We start from the raw sequence: 20,076 nt of genomic DNA on the forward strand, positions 1-20,076 counted from the left end.
TGCCCCGAAGGGCGGCTGGTGAAATGTATTGCCAAGGATTCCGCTCCAATTAAAAAATGAGTACAGCAAGATATATTAAAACAAGAGTCCAGCCGTCACGGATTCAGGATAGGGTCATGCTCGTGCTCCTATACCGGCAAAGCGAATGCCAGGCACAAGGCGGCAGCGAAATGGTTGCCGAGGTCAAAAAAATCGGGTAAGGCCCTGTACACAAAAAAAACCCCATCAAAAGGCTTTCAGCAACGGAAACCTTGTCCCCCTGAGCGTGGCACCATGTCCGTACAAACCGTTGGCATCGACAATTATACCTGTCCTGTCCGTATCCAGGAGAAAAACGGCGGCTGTCAACAGACCGTAGCCACGGTCAATCTCCTGGTGTCCATGCCCGGGAATCGTCTAGAATCCAGCGTCAGTATCATGACGTCCCTCCTGGCCCGGATCCCGCCGGACCTCCATATCGATCTTTTTTCATCCCTGCTCACCGGGATTCGCGACCAGTTACAGGCCGGCGAGGTCCGCCTCACCATGTCTTTTCCCTATTTCGTTGCGAAAAAAGCTCCTGTTTCAGGGACATCCAGCCTGATGGAATATCAGTGCACTTTTACAGCCTCCTCGGAAACCGAGGGTGAGCCTCTGCTCACGGTCCATGTTCCCCTGACCACTCTTTGCCCCTGCTCCAAGGAAATCAGCACCGTCGGGGCCCACAATCAACGGGCTGAGGTCACCCTGACCATCCGTCCCCTGGCTTTGATCTGGCTGGAAGACCTCATTTCCCTGGTTGAAAGCTGCGGCTCCTCGCAGGTCTACGCCCTGCTCAAACGACCGGATGAAAAATATGTTACCGAGGCCGCCTACGCCCAACCGATGTTTGTTGAGGATGTAGCGCGAAAAGTCGCCCAGAAAGCGTTCAGCCATGCGGATATCGCCTGGTTTTCAGTGGGAGTCGAAAGTTTTGAATCCATCCACAAGCATAGCGCCTATGCCTTTGTCGACAGCAGGGATCTGGAAATGAACCGCCCGACCTGATACCCAGGCCAATGCTACAATTCCAGGCCGCCGAGGCAGAGATACTTCATCTCCAGATACTCCTCGATCCCGTACCGGGAGCCTTCGCGGCCGATACCGGACTCCTTGATACCACCGAATGGAGCCGCCTCGGAAGACATCCTACCGGTATTGATGCCGACCATGCCGTATTCAAGCGCCTCGGCTGTTCGCCAGATTCTGCCGATATCTCGACTGTAGAAATAGGCGGCCAGGCCAAAAGGGGTATCATTGGCCAGGGCCACTGCCTCCCGGTCGTCCCGAAAGGAAAAGAGCGGCGCCACCGGCCCAAAGGTCTCGTCGCGGGCAATCAGCATATCGGCGGTGGCGTCGAGGAGAACAGTGGGGGTGAAGAAATATCCCTGCCGGTCCAGCCGCTGGCCTCCACAGGCGATACGGGCACCCCTGGTCACGGCATCGTGGATATGCTCCTCCACCTTACGAACCGCGGCAAGGTCGATCAGAGGCCCCTGCTGTACGCCTTCCTGAAACCCGCTGCCAACCTTGAGCTGCCGCACCGCCTCGACCAGCTTGGCGGCAAACTGCTCATAGATCCGCTCATGGACAATAAAACGGTTGGCGCAGACGCAGGTCTGCCCCGAGTTACGGTATTTGGAGGCCACCGCACCCCGCACAGCCTCATCAAGATCGGCATCTTCAAAAATAATGAAAGGGGCATGGCCGCCGAGTTCCAGGGACACTTTTTTCACTGTGTCCGCGCAGGCACGCATCAGCAGCTTGCCCACCTCGGTGGAACCGGTAAAACTGAGTTTGCGCACCAGGGGACTGGAGGTCAATGCAGCGCCAATCTCCGCCGCCGGTCCGGTGACCACGTTGAAGACCCCGGCGGGAATACCGGCCTGCTCGGCCAGCCAGGCAAGGGCCAGAGCGGAGAACGGTGTCTGACTGGCCGGCTTGACAATCATCGGACAACCGGCAGCCAGAGCGGGAGCCGCTTTGCGGGCGATCATTGCCATAGGGAAATTCCAGGGCGTGATGGCAGCACAGACACCTATGGGCTCCTTGAGGACAAGGATACGCTTGCCCGGCTGGCCCATGGGAATGGTATCCCCATAGACCCGCTTGCCTTCCTCGGCAAACCACTCGAGATACCCTGCCCCGTAAAGAATCTCCTCCCTGGCCTCGGCCAGGGGTTTGCCCTGTTCCGTGGTCATGATGATGGCCAGATCCTCCTGATGCATCAGAAGCAGTTCGTACCAACGTCGTAACAACCGGGAGCGCTCCCCGGCGGTCAAACGCCGCCAGGCAGGCCAGGCGGCTTGAGCGGCCTCAATGACGGCCGTTATTTCTCCTGGCCCGAGCGAGGGCACAGTGCCGATTCCCTGGCCGCTGGCGGGGTCGTGAACAGTTATTCTTTTGTCATCCGCGGCAGCAAACCACTTGCCGTTCGCATAACACTGAGTACGCCACAAGGCACTCTCCCGCACTTTATTCGCTTCCTTCTCCACGAGTCACCCTCTATGCAAACAAGCGGCCGTCCCTGAAAAACCACGCGAGCGACCACTAAGACGATAATTTCTTTTCTCTGCCCACCGGCCTATGGTACCATAAAAACAAATTGGGTATTATACACTGGACTTTTTCTCTTTTCACCCCTGATCAGCACTACGCCGACCTGTTCGGGCACCACTGCCGCGGCAGGAATGAACTGGGAACGATGAAAAATGGCACCGGAGGAACATTAACTCTTGGATCCGTGAAGGCTGGATTGCTGTCTGGGTTTAAGCGTCAGGGGAATAGAGCCGGTACTGGATGGGCACTCACAAACAACCATGCACGAAGATCAGCGCCGATCCCGGCGAATCATCGACTACCTGCCCATTGAGGTTCATGCGGCGGACAGCAGGAGCGGCAGGTGCATCGCCGGCCCTTTTGCCGGACGGATTATCGATATTTCCCTGCATGGCGCCTGTCTGCTGATGACGCAGGTGTTGCGCAATAGCTTCCATATCTTTCATTCCACCAGGGAAAACAACAGCCTTCTGCTGCAACTGACCACTGATTACCTTCCTGAACTCGACCAGTGCATGTTCACAGCCATCCCGATCTGGATTGATCTATTCCAGCGGCAACAGATCAAAGCCTTTAAAATGGGAGTTGAATTCACCGGAAATCCTGATGGGGATCGGATGCGACAACTGCAGCTGACTTTGCACAAGCACCAGGAAGAGCGGGGTCAATGGTGGCTGGACCACAGCAGGATCGGCTGAACACCCTGAAACTGACGCACGGACGCCCCGAAGGGCGGCTGGTGAAGTTTCTCTTTAAGGTTTCTGCTGAAATTAGAATAAGATTACAGCAAGATATACCCAAAAAAAGCGTCCAGCCGTCACGGATTCAGGAGATTGTTCCAGACTCTTCCGTGATACTGAAAACATGAACCCGTTTTTCCATGCCCCGCAGCAACAGCTCGCCCAGATCTTCACAGGCAAACCAGGGGGCGATATCATGCTGCACTGTCTCGGTGGTAAAAATGCTGCAGGCGGAGGATTCCGCGGCTAAACGCTGAGCAATATTGACATCATTGCCAATTACAGTGTAGTCCAGCCTTTGTGCGGAACCGACATTACCCAGAAAGACGGGCCCGCAGGTCAAGCCAATCCCCAGATCAAGTCCTTGAAATCCCTCGCAGCGTTCAATCCACTGGTCACGGAGCATTCTGAATCGTCTCCTGATACCCCAGGCTGTCCTGGCTGCCGCCAGAGTGGGCTGCCCCACCTTGACCGGCGCACCGAAAACCGCCAGCACCGCGTCTCCCATGAATTTATCCACCGTCCCCTGGTGGAAAAAAACCTCCTCGGTGAAAAACTGAAAAAATTCATTGAGAAACAGGCGAAGCATCGGCAGATCGATATGCTGGACCAGGCGGGTGAAATTCCTGATGTCGGCAAACAGGATGGTGACCTCCTTGATCTCACCAAGGTCCATGGGATCATCGCCGCGGGCGATGAGCAATTCAGCGACTTCAGGCGCTACATACTGTTCGAACAGGGTGCGCATCCGGGTAGTGGTTTCCAGCTCCCGCAAAGCGCGAACCTTCTCCATCGCGATGGCGGCCTGGCTGCAGATAATGGCCAGCATCTCGTTGTCGGCCTCGGAAAAACGCGCATCGCTCGCCTTCTGGCTGATATTGACAACGCCGATGATCTGCTGACGTACACGCAGGGGGAAAGAAATGGCCGAGACGATATCCGGCTGCTGCAACAGGGGGGCAAAAATGGAATTCTCCTGGTCCTCCCTGTTGAGGATGACCGGTTTGCCCTGCTGGAAAACCCGGCCGGCTATCTGATCACCGGGCTGGAGGCGGACAGAGCGGACCAGAGCGGGATCCATACCACGTGCCGCGGCAATATGCAGCCGGTCTTCATTGCTGTCATAGAGCATCACGGAAATATGGTTTGCCTCGGTCTGCCGGCCTATGGCATCAAGGAGCCCGTCCAGTATTTCCTGTTCCGTGGCGGCTGAGGCAAACTGCTCGCCCAGCTGGTATAGGGGGATCAGCGTTCGCAGTCGGGTATTTTCCCGTTGCAGCCCAAACCGCTCCAGAGCCTGCTCCACCACTCGGTTCAGGTGGACGGCATGCACCGGCAGTTCCACCAGCCCTGAAAAACCAACCTCCATGGCGCTGCAAAGTAGGTTCTTCTCCACGGATGCAGTGAGGAGGACACCGAGCAGGCCGGGCTGCAGGACGGCAAGTCGGGCAAACAGGCGGCAACCGTCATGCATCGGTGGTTCGTCGACAACCAGGGCAAGACACACAGGCTGCCGACCGCAGATCGTCAATGCGTCCTGCTCAGTTCGGCAATGAATCACCGCTAACCGTTCCAGGATGGCAACAATCCTTTCGGCCAGGGCATCATCAATGGTGAGCAGGATCACGGAAGATTTCATAGGGGGATTCCCGACAGAGTAAAAACCTCATTTGTGTACCATGGTACCACTCACTTGCAAGCAAGGCAAGGTATAGGCCTGCCGTCCCCGGCAGCAACGGTTCCGCTGCTGTTCATTTCTCTTTCCATAGGGTATATTTGGTTGATGACCAAGCAAAAACATATATATATCCCCCTGGCCGAACGGATGCGACCTGCCCGGCTTGAGGATTTTTTCGGCCAGGAACACCTGCTCGGCAGCGGCAGGCTGCTCAGCCATCTCATCGATACGGGGACTCTGTCGTCCTTATTGTTCTGGGGGCCTCCGGGATCGGGCAAAACAACCCTGGCAACACTGCTCGCCCAGGCCATGACCGCCAACTTTGTCTTCTTCTCCGCGGTTCTCTCCGGCGTCAAGGAGATCAGACAGATTGTTGATCAGGCCAGAGTGCTACGCGATGAGCACGCTACCCCGACGCTGCTTTTCGTCGACGAGATCCATCGTTTCAACAAAGCTCAGCAGGACGCCTTTCTTCCCCATGTGGAAAGCGGTCTGCTGACCCTGATCGGGGCCACCACGGAAAACCCTTCCTTCCAGATTATCGCGCCGCTGCTGTCCCGCTGTCAGGTCCTTCTCTTTGTCCCTCTGAGCCAGGGCGATATCAAAAAAGTCCTGCGCCGGGCACTCACCGACCCGGTGGCCGGTCTGGGCAACCGGCGGTTGACCATTGACGAACAGGCCCTGAGCCTGCTGGCCGATTCTGCGGACGGCGACTGCCGCCGTGCTCTCAATCACCTGGAAGCCGTGGCAGCTCTGACCGCGAGCCACCCCGACCGTCAAGGCGATGGGCAAGAGCAGGACATTACCGAGGCTCAGGTACGGGAAGCCTTGCAGCAGAAGGTTCTCCGATACGATGCCCGCGGCGAAGAGCACTACAACCTGATCTCGGCCCTGCACAAGAGCCTGCGTGACAGTGACCCGGACGGGGCCCTCTATTGGTTGGCAAGAATGCTGGCCGGCGGCGAAGATCCCCTGTATATTGCCAGACGGTTGATTCGCTTTGCCTCGGAAGATATCGGCAATGCCGATCCCCAGGCCCTGCAGGTGGCCCTGAATTGTCGGGAGGCCTACCATATGCTGGGTTCACCCGAAGGGGAACTGGCCCTGTTCCAGGCTGCTGTGTACCTGGCCACAGCACCGAAAAGCAACGCACTCTATGTCGCCGCCGGTAAGGTCCGGGCGGATATAGATCGTACCGGTTCCCTCCCCGTGCCCCTTCACCTGCGGAACGCCCCGACAGCCTTGATGCAGGACCTGGGGTACGGCAAGGGCTATCGCTATGCCCACGACCACCGGGACGGGCTGGTCGCTCAGGATCATCTCCCCCCGGAACTGGCGACCAGCAACTACTACCTGCCCACCAGCCGCGGCTATGAGGCGGTCATCAAGGATCGCCTTACCAAATGGAAACAGATACTCAAACTTCGGGCCCAAGAGCATGAACGGATTACTCGCAGTACAAAACAAACCGACCCTGATGATCCTCCTCCTGACCCTGCTGGCCGTCAGCCTGGGGACAACAAGTGAAGCCGCGTCCTTACGCATTCTTTATGGCAACGACAACCGGGGCGAACTCACCGCCAGCGGTGGATGAGGCAGTAATCGACTGGGCGGTCTGTCCAGAAAAGCAGGGCTGATCGGCGATCTGCTCCAGGATGGCGGGCAGTTCGGACTGTATGTGGAAAGCGGTAATCTGCTCTTTTCGAGAGAGACACTGGCAGAGGACACCTCAGCTCGGGAAAAGATGGCCGCCGAGGCCATCATCCGGGCAACAGCATCCATGGGAGGCGGTATAGCCAGCGTGGGCACGAGGGACCTGGCGGCCGGAATTACTTTTCTCCACCAGCAGACACCCGCTCAGCTGACCTGGCTTTCCCTCAATCTTGTCGATCCCATGAGCAGGAGGCCATTGTTCCCTCCGGTTCTCTTTCGCCAGGCAGGCCCGCTGAAGGTGGCGATACTGGCCCTGACCAACCATGTTCCTCTGGTGAAACATACCGAAAATGTGCTTGCTCTGCCCTGGCAGGATGTCCTCCCCGCTGCCTTGGCGGAGATCGGTCCCCGGGCCGATTTCATCATCCTGTTGTCAAATTATCCGCTTGAGGAGAACAGAAAAATGGCCAGAACCCATGGAGCCATCAACCTCATTCTGCAGTCAGGCCAGGTCATGGGCAATCTGCCCCCCATGGTCGTCAACAACGCGCTCATCGCGCAGACAGGGCCGCGGGGCCAGTATCTTGGCGTCCTCGATCTGCACTGGAACGGCTCCGGTCCCTGGACCAGGGAACTCACCGGCGTACAGAGGCTGAACTCCGAATCGGTTTCGACCTATAACAACCAATTCATCGCCCTGCGCACCTCCCTGCGCCCTGACCCAGAGGTGGAGGCCCTGGTGCGAAAGACCCAGGAACGGATCGCCCAGGCGCAGACAGAGGACTGCCGCTGAAAGATGGGCAATCTGGTGATCATAAATGCAAAAGGCTGCCCAAGGGGCAGCCTTTCGTGGTACAGCGAACAAGCTGAGATTTAGCAGCCAAAAGCCTTCTGCAGATTGGGAACGGTCTGTTTCTTGCGGCTCATCATGCCGTCAATCCACATGGAGTTGTCGGACAATTTGGCGTTGAAGGCGCCTTCGATCAGGGTCGGATCATCGGAGATAACCATGAGGTCGGTTCCTTCCTTGACAACATCGGTGAGCATCAGCAGCACGGAATGCCGCTCACTGCCTTTCTGTTCTTTCATAGCGGCATAGAGAGCATCACGCATGTCAGCAACCTGATCGAGGGTGGCGAGTTCCAGCTGACCAACGCCGACCTTCTTGCCTTTCATGTCAAAATCCTTGTAATCACGATGGAGCAGATCCATGGCGGGAACGCCGGCTACCGCACTCTTGGCCTTGAGCATCTCCATGAACAGGCCGTCGGTATCGTTGACACCGGCAATGGCCGCCAGTTCCTGAACCGCTTTCTTGTCGGCCTCGGTGCAGGTGGGTGACTTGAAGTTGACGGTGTCGCTGAGGATGGCAGCGGTCATGATACCGGCGACCTTGGGATCAATGGCCACACCCTCCAGGTCGTAGAGGACCTTGAGTACGGTGCAGGTACAGCCAACCGGCATGTTACAGAAAAAGATCGGCTGATTGGTGGTCACGTCACCAATCTTGTGATGATCGACCACGGCAACAACTTCACCGGCGGAGAGGTTATCCGGGGCCTGGGCCAGGTCGCTGTGATCCACCAGGGCCACCTTCTTACCGGTGGCATCGGTCATGATCTCTGGAACTGCAACGCCAAACTGCTTGAGGACTACTTCGGTTTCGGGATTCATGGATCCCTGCATAACCGGGATGTACTCTTCACCTTTGGCCTTCATCAGTGCAGCATAGGCAATGGCAGCAGTAACAGAATCGGTATCCGGGCTTTTGTGACCAACAACATAAACAGACATAGTAAAGTACCTCCAAGATCTTGATAGATGACGCATCAATCAGATGTGCGCTTTGTCTTCATTCCAAACCGGGCAGCCAGCTGGAAACAATAAAATTGATCGACATTATAATGTTCACTTATAAGCGTCAAGCAGAAAAAAGTATTCCTCGCGATGGAAATTGCTTACAAAAAACGGTAAGTCCACTCCACTGGGGCGGCCGGAAAAACGACCAGGGCCCCCCATTCAATACGCTCCCTTGCCGGTAAACATACAGACAATGGTCTTGGCAATGATCATCAGGTCGGTTTTCAGAGAATAATTAAGCACATACCAGTCATCGAGCTCGACACGTTCATGATAGTTGTCCGTGTCCGAGCGTTTCATTACCTGCCAGGGCCCGGTGATCCCTGGTTTCATCGAGCAATAACGACCGGCGCTCTGCTCGCCGTTCCCTTTATAATAGGTTGCAAGCTCACGGCCGACAATGGGCCGGGCACCGACCACGCTCATCTCGCCCCAGAGCACGTTGAGAAACTGAGGCATCTCATCGAGACTGGTCCGCCGCAACAGGCGCCCGATCCTGGTCACCCGGGGATCATCTTTTAATTTATAGTACTGCTCCCATTCCTGCCGCAGGGCCGGATCACTGGTGAGCAATTCCTCCAGTTTTTGATCAGCATCCCGAACCATGGTCCGGAACTTGAGACAGGAGAACTCCCGGCCGGTGGCCATGATCCGCCGATGCTTGAACAGCACCGGCCCGGGGCTGTCCAGCTTGATCAACAGAGCGATGAGCAGCAACACCGGGGCAAACAGGATCAGAACCACCAGAGAAAAGACCACGTCGAAACTGCGTTTCCATTCGCTATCAGGGTTAAAACTCAACACCAGCATATTGCCCAGCGACTGGATTTCGGCGTGGTGGAGGCCAAAAATATAAATATCGGGCACCAGAAAAAGCTGGGCACCCAGATCGCGGCACTCCTGAAGAATGCGGAAAATCTTCCGTTCAGCCCGCATCGGCAGGGCAATATAGACATAATCGATATCGTTGGCCTTGAGATAGTCGCGCACGTCATCGATTCTGCCCAGCAGCGGTTTATTCAGGTCCAGCAGGGCTGCCGGTGTCTCGATCTTATCATCAAAAAAACCCACCACCTCGATCCCGGCCCAAGGTATGTCCTCAATGCGTCTGGCCATGTGCACCCCCAGGTCACCGGCACCGGCAATGACGGCATGGCGGATATTTTTGCCTCGGGCCCGATAGAAATGGAGCAGTTTGCGCACCAGGAGATGGGCGGCAAAGATGAGCAGTGGGGTGGTGAAGGACCAGATCAGGAAAACAACGCGTGAATAGGCCTCGGAAATTTTGAACAGGAAAAAATAGCTGAGCACAATTCCGATCACCACGGCCCAGGCCTTGAGAATAACGAGAAATTCCTTGTAATATTTCCACCCCCGCCAGGAGCGGTAGAGCTGAAAGAAATGGAAACTGATAAAGCAGGCAATGAACACTATCCACAGCAGCCGGGTATACCAATGGGACCAGGGCACCTCATAGAGGTGGACCAGGGCCCAGAGGAAAAAACAGGCCAGGCAGCAATCAACGATATGGAGGAGGCGATAAATAAAGGAACTGCGCTCCCGCAGATTCCAGGAAAGACGTGGTGCCATGATACCAGAAAAGGGCGGAAATCAATCCCACCATAAAGGTTGCATACTCAAAGACCTGGCAAGACTTCTCGGTAACAGGACATGCTGCTTCCCCAGGCTGTAGGCTGCTAATTTCAAAGTGCTGCGCACAAGGCTCAAGGGGATTAATATAAAATGTTTTGATCTGAAAAGAAAGGAAATCTCCGAACGAACAAATCGCTGGCCCGCTCCGCCGGGACCGCCGAAGCGGCCCAGGACGGCCCATTCCCGAGCGTGGAAGACACCAATGTCGAAATAGCGCCGGCAATCCTGCCACATGGTGTAGTTGTGGGAATGAAAGACCTTGGCCTGGCTGACATAGCGCACCCGGTAGCCGAGGTTGAGCATATTGGCCACCGTCAGGGTATCTTCGCCAAAAAGCAGTTTTTCCGGAAAAAAACCGACCTGTTCCAGTGCCTGGCGCCGGTAGGCGGCAAAGGAGTTGGAAATAAAAATGGTTTTGAAGCCCAGATGGTGTCGATCGGCAAGGGAGCGGACAGAATCCTGCTCCGGATAGTTGAACAAGCGGAGGTGGGCGCTGAAGGGGTTGGCGTCCGCGTTAGGCAGTTGCCGGCCATACGAGGCGGCAAGTTGGGGATCATCGCCAAAGGGCGCCACCAGCCGGGCCAGTGCCTGCCGGTCAGCGGGGATCGCGTCCTGGGTCAGAAAAACAATGATATCCCCTTGGGCCTGTTGCGCCGCCAGAGTACGGGTTCCGCCATGGTCGAACTGCTCCTTGGCAATGTGCAGCAATCGCACCCCATGACGTTGTGCGATTGCCAGGGTCGAATCCGTGGATCCTGAATCGACAATGACAATTTCCCTGGGAAGCAGCGACTGCTCCTTGAGCGAGGTCAGCACCTGATCCAGCCAGCAGGCCCCATTCCAGGTCGGAATAACAACCGATACATCCAAAGCGCAAGCCTGCCGGTTATCGGTGGGCAATTCCTGATTCATACCTGGATCCGTGAGCGTTTGTCCGTGCGTCAGCTTTTTTGTTCGTGGCCGTTCGATTAAAGTAAACTTTATCGGACGGTTACGGGCAATGAAGATGGCGTGCGGACAAACGCCCCGAAGGGCGGCGGGTGACGACATATTGCAAAGAAAATCGCCGCATTTATAACCTATTTACAGTTAAATGTAATCCAAAAAAGACTCAAGCCGTCACGGATTCAGGTCATAGGCGCAGCAATCGCACTGACAGGTATTTACTCACAGCCCACATCATATACACCGAGGGATGTTTACAATAAAGACGCACTTCGTTGGCTGCCGCCATTACCCGTAAAGCATACGCCATGCGGCGGCGATTTCGCTGCCATCCGCGGCAGTGATAGACAATACAATGGGGATGATATCGTATGCGATACCCGAAAGCCCGAAAACGGAGACTCAGTTCAATGTCTTCCTTATACAGGAAAAAATCGGGATCAAAAACATGGTCTCCAGGCAGAGCCACGGAATCCAGAGCCGCTTTCCGGCAGAACATGAACGCCCCGCATGCAGCGGGCACATCTTCCTCGGTGGCATACTGTCCACGACAGGATAACCCCTGGCCCCGATCATACCAACGACCGTACCATGCCCGAAAGATACCGGTTGAATCAATCAGTCCGCTGGGCTGGTCTGCTTCCATGTCATAGCCCAGCAATCGTCCTGTGAGGCAGCCGACTTCTGGCTCCTTTTCCATGCAGGCGGTTGCCGTTGCCAATGCATGCTCATCAAGAAAGGCGTCCGGGTTCAGAAACACCACATAATCAACCCCGGCAGGACAGTGACTGTACCCAATATTGTTCGCCCGCGAAAAGCCCACGGGGCCGCTTGTCAACACCTGAATCTCTGGTTGACCACGCAAGGCATCGAGGTACGCTGTCGAGCTTGAGCCGGCGTCAACGACGATAATGGTCCGGCAGGATCGACTTTGTCGCTGGAGATCAGCCAGGCACCGACCTAGAACCGCTTGCGAATTATGGGTCACAATGATGACGGCGATCTCCAAGGACTGACCCCATCAAGTGAACAGTCGACGGTACAGCCGCAGCAGGCTGTTTCCCTTGTTCTGCGCCATACGTCGACGCATGATCGAATCGAGCACCTCTCCTTCGGCCCGCCCGAGAATCCGGCACCAGTTGCTGATTTCGGCTCGGGACATTGGACTTTGCCGGTGGAGTTTGCCTCGCATGCGGCGTACATTCCTGACCGCGTCGGTCAGGCCAGCTATGTACGGAGGCAACTGCTTCTTTTTTATGACAAAAAGCAGCCAGAAAAATTGATAAACAACTATGACATGTCCATAGCGGATCAAAAGAAAAAAAGGATAATTTTTTGCCAGAAGATAAAAAGAATTGCGTGTGGAAAGCCTGATGGTCAGGTTATTGAATTTTGAACCGCTGGTCGCGCTGCCGATATGATACACTCTGGCAGTCGGCACGTAATAACAATTTTTACCAGCCCGGCTAGCCCGCAGATTGAAATCCACATCTTCAAGATAGGCAAAGAAATCCTCGTCGAACAAACCGACATCAGCAAACAACTGCCGGCGATACAATGCAGCGCCACCACAGGCGCCAAATACCTGCCGCGGGCAGTCATAGGGTGCGCCGTCCCGCTCCATGGTCCCCAAGCGGTAACCTGCCCCACCGCGCAGGTACCCTTCTCCGGCACCATCAAGCAACTCGCGCTGATGGTAATTCAGCATTTTCGGGGCAAAATAGGCAAACTGAGGCAACAATTCCCCTGCGTCCACCAGGCGCTGCAAACAATCCTCGGCCAACTCAGTGTCATTGTTGAGGAGAAAAACAAGGGCCCGCCTTCCTGCCCGGATGCCGGTGTTGACGGCAGCACTGAAGCCGGTGTTCTCTGGCAGGGCAATAATGCCGACTTCAGGAAATTCTTGCTGCAAAAAGGGCACGGATCCGTCACTGGAACCGTTATCAACCACGGTGACATGCCAGTGACCATACGTTTGCAGACGAATCGAGTGCAGGCAGCCTGCCAGCAAGTGCCGGCCGTTTAAATTGGGGATGATTATGTCGACCCCGGTCTTGCCGCCATCCATGGTCGCTGTCTACCGGCTTTTCCTGCCAGTATTTTCCAGAACCTTGCGCACATAATAAATCGGTTTATTTTGCGATTCATGATAGGTCCGCACCACCAATTCCGCCAACAAGCCGATGGTTATAAACTGAATCCCCATGAAAATCAGCAGGATAGCAAGAAGCAGCAGTGGCCTGTTGCCCATGGCAATCCCAAAAAACTGCCGCTGAATTGTCATGATGAAAACCGTCAGCACCCCGATCGACGAAGAAACAGCACCCACGACTCCGAAGACATGCAGAGGTCGGGTCGCGTAACTGAGAAGAAATTTAACGGTAATCAGATCAAGGATAACGCGAACCGTGCGGGAGATGCCATACTTGGACGCACCGAAACGGCGGGGTCGATGGTTGACCTTCAACTCAGTGAAAGAAACGCCCATCCCGCTGGCAATGGCGGGGATGAAGCGGTGCATCTCTCCATACAGATTAATGTTTTTGATCACATCATGACGAAAGGCCTTCAATGTACATCCGTAGTCGTGCAGGTTCACACCCGTCACCCAGGAAATCACCCGATTGGCTATCTTTGAAGGAAGTCGTCGCGAAAAAAAAGGATCTTGACGAAGAAATCGCCAACCAGTGACGACATCGAAGCCTTCGTTGAGTTTCTCGATCATCCTGGGGATATCATGGGGATCATTCTGCAGATCACCGTCCATGGTAATAATGATATCTCCACGTGCGTAATCGAATCCAGCGGTCATGGCAGCTGTCTGACCAAAGTTCCGTCGCAAGCCAATGACACGAACACAAGCATCCTTTTCCTGAATGCCGCCAAGAATGTCCAGGGTACTGTCAATGGATCCATCGTCGATAAAGATAATTTCCCACTGCAGAGACAGTCCTTCCAGCACCGTCTTTAATTCTTCATATAATATAAGGGCATTTTCCTCCTCATTGTAGAGAGGAACTACCACTGATATATCCACTCGGACTCTCCGTTGGTTAGCATCTGCCAGAAACTAGAATTATATTATTATTTCAGAAAGATATATCCGAAACAAGCGTCCAGCTGTCACGGATTCAGGAACAGGAGAAAAAGGATCGTGGACGCATCAATCCCCCCATTCAAACCGGATAGCCTTACCACAGTTTCCCGACTCGATGCAAGATCAAGTTGGATCAGGTTGTTGTCGTTGCAGTGAATTTTGGAAACCCTTCGCCAGGCCCAAGAGGTTGGTTGTCACCTTTGCTGCCATTGTATTCAATGACTGCTCAATGTCCTCCCGAGGCTGCTATTCCATCGACTTTTGAGATCATTTACCAGATTTTTTCGGGAAGCTCGGCGATACGGGCTTGAAAAAGACGATGCGGTGGTTTATACAAGACGCCACACTTTGCAAGACTTTCGCCCAACACACTCTGTGTGTTCCGTAGATTTTCCTATTGTCACTTCTGGCCGAAAACAGTACCACCCTTATGAGCAGCATCCCCAGCATGTACGCCAATCATGAGTTCAAATTCACCTACGGTAATCATCTCGCCGCCAAGGTGGTCAACTGGATGGAAAAACGCTGTGTGCCGGATCCAACCTTTCCGGCCAGCCGCATCTCAAGTATCTATTATGACAGCCGGGACTGGATTATTCTCAGGGAAAAATTGAACAGCGAATATCTGAAATTGAAAATCCGGGTTCGCTGGTATGCTGACGCCCATTCTTCACAACTGTTCCCCAGTAATTTCATCGAAGCCAAATACAAAATCGGCAGTGCCCGAAAAAAAGTTCGTATGCCCAGCGGTCGGGAAAGTGACTGGCTGGCCACCGCCCCGATGTACCTGCCGGACTTTATGCAACTGCCGCCACTCCTGCGCAGCCTTGGCGTCGTTCTCCGGGAGAACTTGTTTCCAGCCTTCCAGGTCAGTTACACCCGAAGACGATTCATCGACCCCCTCACCGGTGCCCGTCTCTGCGTCGATCAGGATATCCATGTGCCGCGGACCAACCCCCTGATGATCAGTACAACCAGACCGGTCTGCATGCCTGTGGGCGTGGTCGAATACAAGCAACAGGGCTATGATGATTTTCCGGATTGGTTGTCACAAATAAACGCTTTTCAAGGCCGCCGGGCGGCCTTTTCCAAATACCTCGCCAGTTTTCAACATATTACTAATTTTCAACATTAAAAACAAATGGATATCTACAGTTCTTCAGAATGGCTCGCCATACTTTCCGGTTTCGGCAGTCAAACCATGGGTCAAATCGGATTTCTCCCGTTTTTGGGAGTTATGACTTTATCGCTCTTTTCCTCTTTCCTCATTGCCCTGCTCTATGTCCGTTTCTATAAGCCCCGATCGACCGGCAGCCTGGTCTACCGTGCCTTTCCCCTGCTGAGCACATCCATTACCGCCATTTTTATTTCCATCCAATTTTCCCTGCCTCTTTCCCTGGGGCTTCTCGGTGCTCTCTCCATTGTCCGCTTCAGAACGCCGATCAAAGAACCGGAGGAAATTGGCTTCATCATGCTGGTGGTTGCCTCCGCGCTCTGTTGCGCCACATTCAACCTGGTCTTTCTGTTCATTCTGCTCAGTGTTTCAGTCATCGCCCTCTACGGCCTGCACTATGGCCGCCGGTTTCTCAACCTCCATCAGAATGACGGAATGCTCGTCATCACCCTGCCCACCGAGGTGTACCATCGGCTTGGAGCGGAGATCAACAAAGTCTGCGAGGAGTATCTGCAGGGTAAACGGCTCGACAGTCTGGTGGAGAACAATGACCTGACCGTGCTTTCCTATAATTACGCCCGTACCGGCGAGGATTCGATTCTTCGCCTGCAGGAGGAATTACGTACCGTCAACACCTCGATCGTATCCAACGTCTACAACAATAATGTGGCTATTTAAGCGACTTATGACACGGTTTCGATTCCGGTCCTACCCGTCATCGAAAAAAAGCTCCATTCCTCTTGAGCTTGCCGGTTGCCTTTTGTTTTCCCTGCTGTTTTTCTCTGTGAATTTTGCCCTGGTCGTCATGTCCGCCACCAATACTGTCTCAATCGACCTGCAGGCCTCTGTCCCGGGAAAATTCGAGTTATTCTGGCGCTCAGGATCAAACCAATTCTCACCAGAGCGGTCTCTTCGTGTTCCCTTTGAACTGGGGGCCACCAGCGTCACTTTCACTCTACCGGGAGGGGGACTTGCCGCGATACGCCTTGATCCGGGGGACGGGCCCGGGGATTTCAGCATCAGCAGAGTCAGTCTCGCCAACCCCTATTTCAAGCAGCAAGAAATGGATCTATCCTCATACCCCACCGGCACCCCAGTGGTTTCAGGCATCGAAGACCTCGCTTACCAGCCGGAACAGGGTTTGGTTTTCCAGGCCATCAATGACGATCCCTGGCTCGTGTTCCCAATCAACAAGCGTTCCCTTGATCTGGCCCCAGCTGGAAAATGGCTGTTGGCAGCTGTTGGTACCGGCTTGATACTCTTTGCTGTTCTCTGCCAGCGATTGCTCAAAGGAAGTCGCCTGCGGGGAAACATCATCGTTGAAACATCGACAGAGGACCAAGCTGAGAGCAGCACCGGTATGCTCGCCGTGCTCAACAAGCGACTTGGCAATGTCCAATTGGTCAGTGTCATCGACAGCGGCGGGGCACGCCGGTACCGCTTTGCCTTTACTGGTGGGACTGGTGAACGCGTCGATCAGCTGGCGACTCTCCTGCGGGAGAGTTGCGCTGCCGTCTCCTCGGTTCGTATCCAGTATCATCGCTCTGGAGAGGTGTGAATGGTCATGCGCTCGAGAATGCTCACCCGGCTGTGGCTGCCCCTGCTGTTTCTGCTCTTTGCGCTGACCTGTCTGTTTTTCGAGCGCTCACCTTTCTTTGCGGAGCTGCAACAGTCCCTGCAGACCCACCAGGTCCATTCAGGGATGCTCAATTACGGTGACAGGGGTAAATTGCTCAAAGAGCTGGGGCTGGTGCGGTTGGTCGACAATGACGGCACCCGTTTTATCCCCACCGAGGAAAATGAGGCCTGGGTCGCCGTGCAACCGGATCTCGAAGTACCCTCTTTTCAGAAAAGAAGGAAGGTTGATCAATATCTGTACCAGGTGCAATCTATCAGAACACCGATCACGGTGTCGCATTTCTTTCCCGATGGAGTTGTCCACAAAGGCGACTGGCCCATTCTCGCCATTCAGCTGCCGCCTGAATCCCTGTATGACCCGGAACGTGGCATCATTGCCAATCGCGCGTACAAGGGCCGGGAGTGGGAACGGGCCGCGGAAGCCGCGTTCATTGTCAACGGCGAGATGCAGTTTTATTCATCAGCGGGATTGCGCATCCACGGTGGCAAACGGCGATTCACTCAGCCCTTCCAGAGCTATCGCCTCTATTTCAGAAAAAGATACGGCATGGAGCATGTACCGGATGGTGTCATGTTGCAGACCGGTTATCCGATTAAAACCCTGGTGGTGCAGATTGCCGACTGGCCTGCCGATCAACCGATGAACAACCCGCTGGCCTATGACATCTCCGAACAGATGGGTTGTATCGTTCCGATAACACGTCTGGTCGAAGTCTATCTCAATGGCGAATCCCAGGGGATGGCCTATGTCACCGAGCACCTCAGTCGGCGGCAGTGGGATCAACGCATGGGTGACGGAGACGACCTCGATTACATGTTCTACAAATGGCGGGGAACGATTCCCCATGCCGATAAAGTCGAATTTGTCCGGAGAATGTGGACGTATATCAACGACCGGGAGACCTTCAGCTTTGAACGGGTCACTTCGTCCATCGACATGGATAATATAACCCGCCATGTTTTTTCCTGGGTGTTCAACGGCACCACCGACTACTGCCAGGGCGTTGCCTTTGTCGACAAGAATGACCCCGATGCCAGGGTCCGCTATATCAACTGGGATATGGACCACAGTTTCTGGGATTGGCGAGCAGTGACCTACAGGATCGATCGACCCAGCTGGGAGCAGGAAAGCATCAGTATGATTTATCGAGAGAGGCATCACTGTGACCGCACCAAGCTGTTCAGCCGCCTGATCGACGAAAGCCCTTCCTACCGCACCTACGCTCTAAACCTTTTCACCGAGATCCTCAACCACCGTCTCACCAGCACCTTTCTCCATGAACGTGTCAGTTATTATGAGCAGATGATGCGCGGCTTCGGAGAGCCCCATGAGGAATATGTGGCCATGTTGAGGGAATTCATGGACAACCGCAGCCGGAAAGTCAGAGAAGATCTGCGCCACCATTTAGATCTGCAGGGCCCTTTCACCTGCAGAGTGATCAACAGGGGCGACTACGACCTGATGGTCGATGGCTATCCCTACAGGGGCGACTACGAAGGCTTTTATTTTCAGGGGCAGAAAATTCGGATCGTCCCTGCCGGCAGCGGGACGAAGCCGCACCACTGGGTTATCAACGGTGAAAAGCAGATCTCCCCCACCCTTGACCTGGTGGTGGACCGGGATATGCACATCGAAGTCGTCCCATACGACAAGGCGCGGCTGTGATCACTTCCAAGACAAGAGCCTTATTAAACCAGACAGGCACGAAAACCCCGTTATCGGTTACCTTCGCCTGAATACTTGACGGCTGGACGCTTGTTTTGGATATATCTTACTGTCATCCGATTATACTTGCAGCGGAATCCTTGATAAAAACTTTCACCAACCGCCCTTCGGGGCGTCCGTCCGCACACCATCTTCATTGCCCGTAACCGTCCGATAAAGTCTTTTTAATCAAACGGTCACAGACAATAAAGCCAGCGCAAGGACGAACGCTCACGAATCCAGCTTTTCCCTGCAATGGATGGCTGATCCAGGCGGGAGGAAATACGTATGCCCGTGCAGTATCCCACCTTGTTGCATTTTTACCCCGCTCTTCTTGCATCGCTGCTGGCGTTGACTCTGGTCCTGACTGCTGTCTCGTCAATTGCTGGCCCACTCGCTGGCTGCACTGATCCCCAGGCGGCAAATTATGAACCTGCTGCCAAACGAAACGATGGCAGCTGTGTCTATCCGTTAACCACCCACACCCCGTCTTTTGCCTTTGAAATTCCCGATGAAGTCCATGAGACTTCGGGCCTGCTCTTTTACGATTCCCGTTTGTGGACTTTTAATGACAGCGGCGGAGAACCTGTCCTGTATGCGATCGACCAGAGCAATGGAACAGTGACCCAGCGGGTTCGTGTGAATAATGTGCACAACCATGACTGGGAAGATATCACCAGGGACGATACCTATCTTTATGTCGGTGATTTTGGCAACAACGCCGGCACCAGGACCAACCTGGCGGTGTATAAGGTTCCCCTTGCTGCCCTGCCGAAATCAGGAGATGCGGAAGTTGAGGCTGAAATCATTCGATTCAGATATCCTGACCAGGTGAGCTTTGCACCATCACGCACCCACAACTTTGACTGTGAGGCCATGATCGCTGCCGGAGATTTCCTCTATCTGTTCAGCAAAAACAGGGGAGACCTCCGCACCAACCTGTATCGCATTCCCAAAAAACCAGGCAACTGGGTCGCCGAGACACTGGACAATTTCAACAGTGGGGGGCTGGTAACCGGGGCTGATTTTACTAAAGAGCATAACGAGGTCATTCTGACCGGATACAATCGTTTCCGCGGAGAATACATCCCTTTTCTCTGGTTGTTGTTTGATTTCAAGGGGTTCAATTTTCTGGATGGGAACAAACGCCGGATTGAACTGTTTGATCTCAAGGCACCACAAGTTGAAGGGGTCACCTATACCACCGACAGAGATGTTTTTCTCTCCGCTGAAGCCGGCAAATCCTTCAAGGCCATGGCTTATCGGTTCAATACCACTCCCTGGACCGCTCCGGAACAACCCTGAGGAAAAACCAAACCAGACCCAACTCCAGCAAGCATACCCGGAAACAAAGGG

General features: G+C 54.4%; 17 protein-coding genes. 9 read left to right on the forward strand and 8 right to left on the reverse strand.

Annotated elements, in window-relative coordinates:
- The first annotated feature begins 273 nt into the window (after positions 1–273).
- Positions 274–1,026, forward strand: coding sequence for a GTP cyclohydrolase I FolE2 (locus JWG43_RS12930; RefSeq protein ID WP_205243359.1), 753 nt, complete (start codon positions 274–276; stop codon positions 1,024–1,026).
- A 14-nt stretch (positions 1,027–1,040) separates the two neighbouring features.
- Here the strand turns inward: JWG43_RS12930 and JWG43_RS12935 are convergent, their stop codons facing one another.
- Positions 1,041–2,513, reverse strand: coding sequence for a succinate-semialdehyde dehydrogenase (locus tag JWG43_RS12935; protein WP_205243360.1), 1,473 nt, complete (start codon positions 2,511–2,513; stop codon positions 1,041–1,043).
- 324 nt (positions 2,514–2,837) lie between these two features.
- Here JWG43_RS12935 and JWG43_RS12940 point away from each other — a divergent pair, with 324 nt between their 5' ends.
- On the forward strand, positions 2,838–3,275 hold the full coding sequence (locus tag JWG43_RS12940) for a PilZ domain-containing protein (protein WP_205243361.1): 438 nt from the start codon (positions 2,838–2,840) through the stop codon (positions 3,273–3,275).
- A gap of 127 nt (positions 3,276–3,402) precedes the next feature.
- On the opposite strand, the gene JWG43_RS12945 is transcribed toward JWG43_RS12940, so the two are convergent.
- The gene (locus JWG43_RS12945) at positions 3,403–4,956 is read right to left on the reverse strand and encodes a GAF domain-containing protein (protein WP_205243362.1); all 1,554 of its coding nucleotides are present in this window, start codon (positions 4,954–4,956) and stop codon (positions 3,403–3,405) included.
- A gap of 144 nt (positions 4,957–5,100) precedes the next feature.
- Here JWG43_RS12945 and JWG43_RS12950 point away from each other — a divergent pair, with 144 nt between their 5' ends.
- Together JWG43_RS12950 and JWG43_RS12955 are read left to right on the forward strand one after the other, a co-directional pair.
- Positions 5,101–6,522 (forward strand): replication-associated recombination protein A, encoded by a 1,422-nt coding sequence (locus JWG43_RS12950; RefSeq protein WP_205243363.1) that lies wholly within the window; start codon positions 5,101–5,103, stop codon positions 6,520–6,522.
- 151 nt (positions 6,523–6,673) lie between these two features.
- Entirely contained in the window at positions 6,674–7,441 is a 768-nt protein-coding gene (locus JWG43_RS12955) for a bifunctional UDP-sugar hydrolase/5'-nucleotidase (RefSeq protein ID WP_205243364.1), read from the forward strand.
- Between the two features lie 80 nt (positions 7,442–7,521).
- Here JWG43_RS12955 and JWG43_RS12960 read toward each other — a convergent pair whose 3' ends face one another.
- From JWG43_RS12960 to JWG43_RS12985, 6 genes are all read right to left on the reverse strand, one after another.
- Positions 7,522–8,442, reverse strand: a complete 921-nt coding sequence (locus tag JWG43_RS12960; RefSeq protein WP_205243365.1) for a manganese-dependent inorganic pyrophosphatase — start codon at positions 8,440–8,442, stop codon at positions 7,522–7,524.
- 225 nt (positions 8,443–8,667) lie between these two features.
- The gene (locus tag JWG43_RS12965) at positions 8,668–10,098 is read right to left on the reverse strand and encodes a sugar transferase (protein ID WP_205243366.1); all 1,431 of its coding nucleotides are present in this window, start codon (positions 10,096–10,098) and stop codon (positions 8,668–8,670) included.
- Positions 10,099–10,119: 21 nt separating this feature from the next.
- A complete protein-coding gene (locus JWG43_RS12970; protein ID WP_205243367.1) occupies positions 10,120–11,073 on the reverse strand; it encodes a glycosyltransferase family 2 protein in 954 nt (317 codons plus the stop codon).
- Positions 11,074–11,293: 220 nt separating this feature from the next.
- Complete coding sequence (locus JWG43_RS12975) at positions 11,294–12,115, reverse strand: glycosyltransferase family 2 protein (RefSeq protein ID WP_205243368.1); 822 nt, start codon at positions 12,113–12,115, stop codon at positions 11,294–11,296.
- A 12-nt stretch (positions 12,116–12,127) separates the two neighbouring features.
- A complete protein-coding gene (locus tag JWG43_RS12980) occupies positions 12,128–13,174 on the reverse strand; it encodes a glycosyltransferase family 2 protein (RefSeq protein ID WP_205243369.1) in 1,047 nt (348 codons plus the stop codon).
- Positions 13,175–13,183: 9 nt separating this feature from the next.
- Positions 13,184–14,143, reverse strand: coding sequence for a glycosyltransferase (locus JWG43_RS12985; RefSeq protein ID WP_205243370.1), 960 nt, complete (start codon positions 14,141–14,143; stop codon positions 13,184–13,186).
- Between the two features lie 508 nt (positions 14,144–14,651).
- Here JWG43_RS12985 and JWG43_RS12990 point away from each other — a divergent pair.
- The 5 genes from JWG43_RS12990 (at position 14,652) to JWG43_RS13010 (ending at position 20,025) form a co-directional block, all read left to right on the forward strand.
- A complete protein-coding gene (locus tag JWG43_RS12990; RefSeq protein WP_205243371.1) occupies positions 14,652–15,338 on the forward strand; it encodes a VTC domain-containing protein in 687 nt (228 codons plus the stop codon).
- A gap of 102 nt (positions 15,339–15,440) precedes the next feature.
- A complete protein-coding gene (locus JWG43_RS12995) occupies positions 15,441–16,055 on the forward strand; it encodes a DUF4956 domain-containing protein (protein ID WP_205243372.1) in 615 nt (204 codons plus the stop codon).
- Between the two features lie 7 nt (positions 16,056–16,062).
- A complete protein-coding gene (locus JWG43_RS13000; protein ID WP_205243373.1) occupies positions 16,063–16,935 on the forward strand; it encodes a hypothetical protein in 873 nt (290 codons plus the stop codon).
- A gap of 6 nt (positions 16,936–16,941) precedes the next feature.
- Positions 16,942–18,681: a CotH kinase family protein gene (locus JWG43_RS13005; protein ID WP_205243374.1), complete on the forward strand. Its 1,740-nt coding sequence runs from the start codon at positions 16,942–16,944 to the stop codon at positions 18,679–18,681.
- 327 nt (positions 18,682–19,008) lie between these two features.
- On the forward strand, positions 19,009–20,025 hold the full coding sequence (locus tag JWG43_RS13010) for a hypothetical protein (protein ID WP_205243375.1): 1,017 nt from the start codon (positions 19,009–19,011) through the stop codon (positions 20,023–20,025).
- The last annotated feature ends 51 nt before the right edge of the window (positions 20,026–20,076 follow it).

Source organism: Desulfobulbus alkaliphilus, assembly GCF_016918545.1.
Taxonomy (GTDB): Bacteria; Desulfobacterota; Desulfobulbia; order Desulfobulbales; family Desulfobulbaceae; genus Desulfobulbus; species Desulfobulbus alkaliphilus.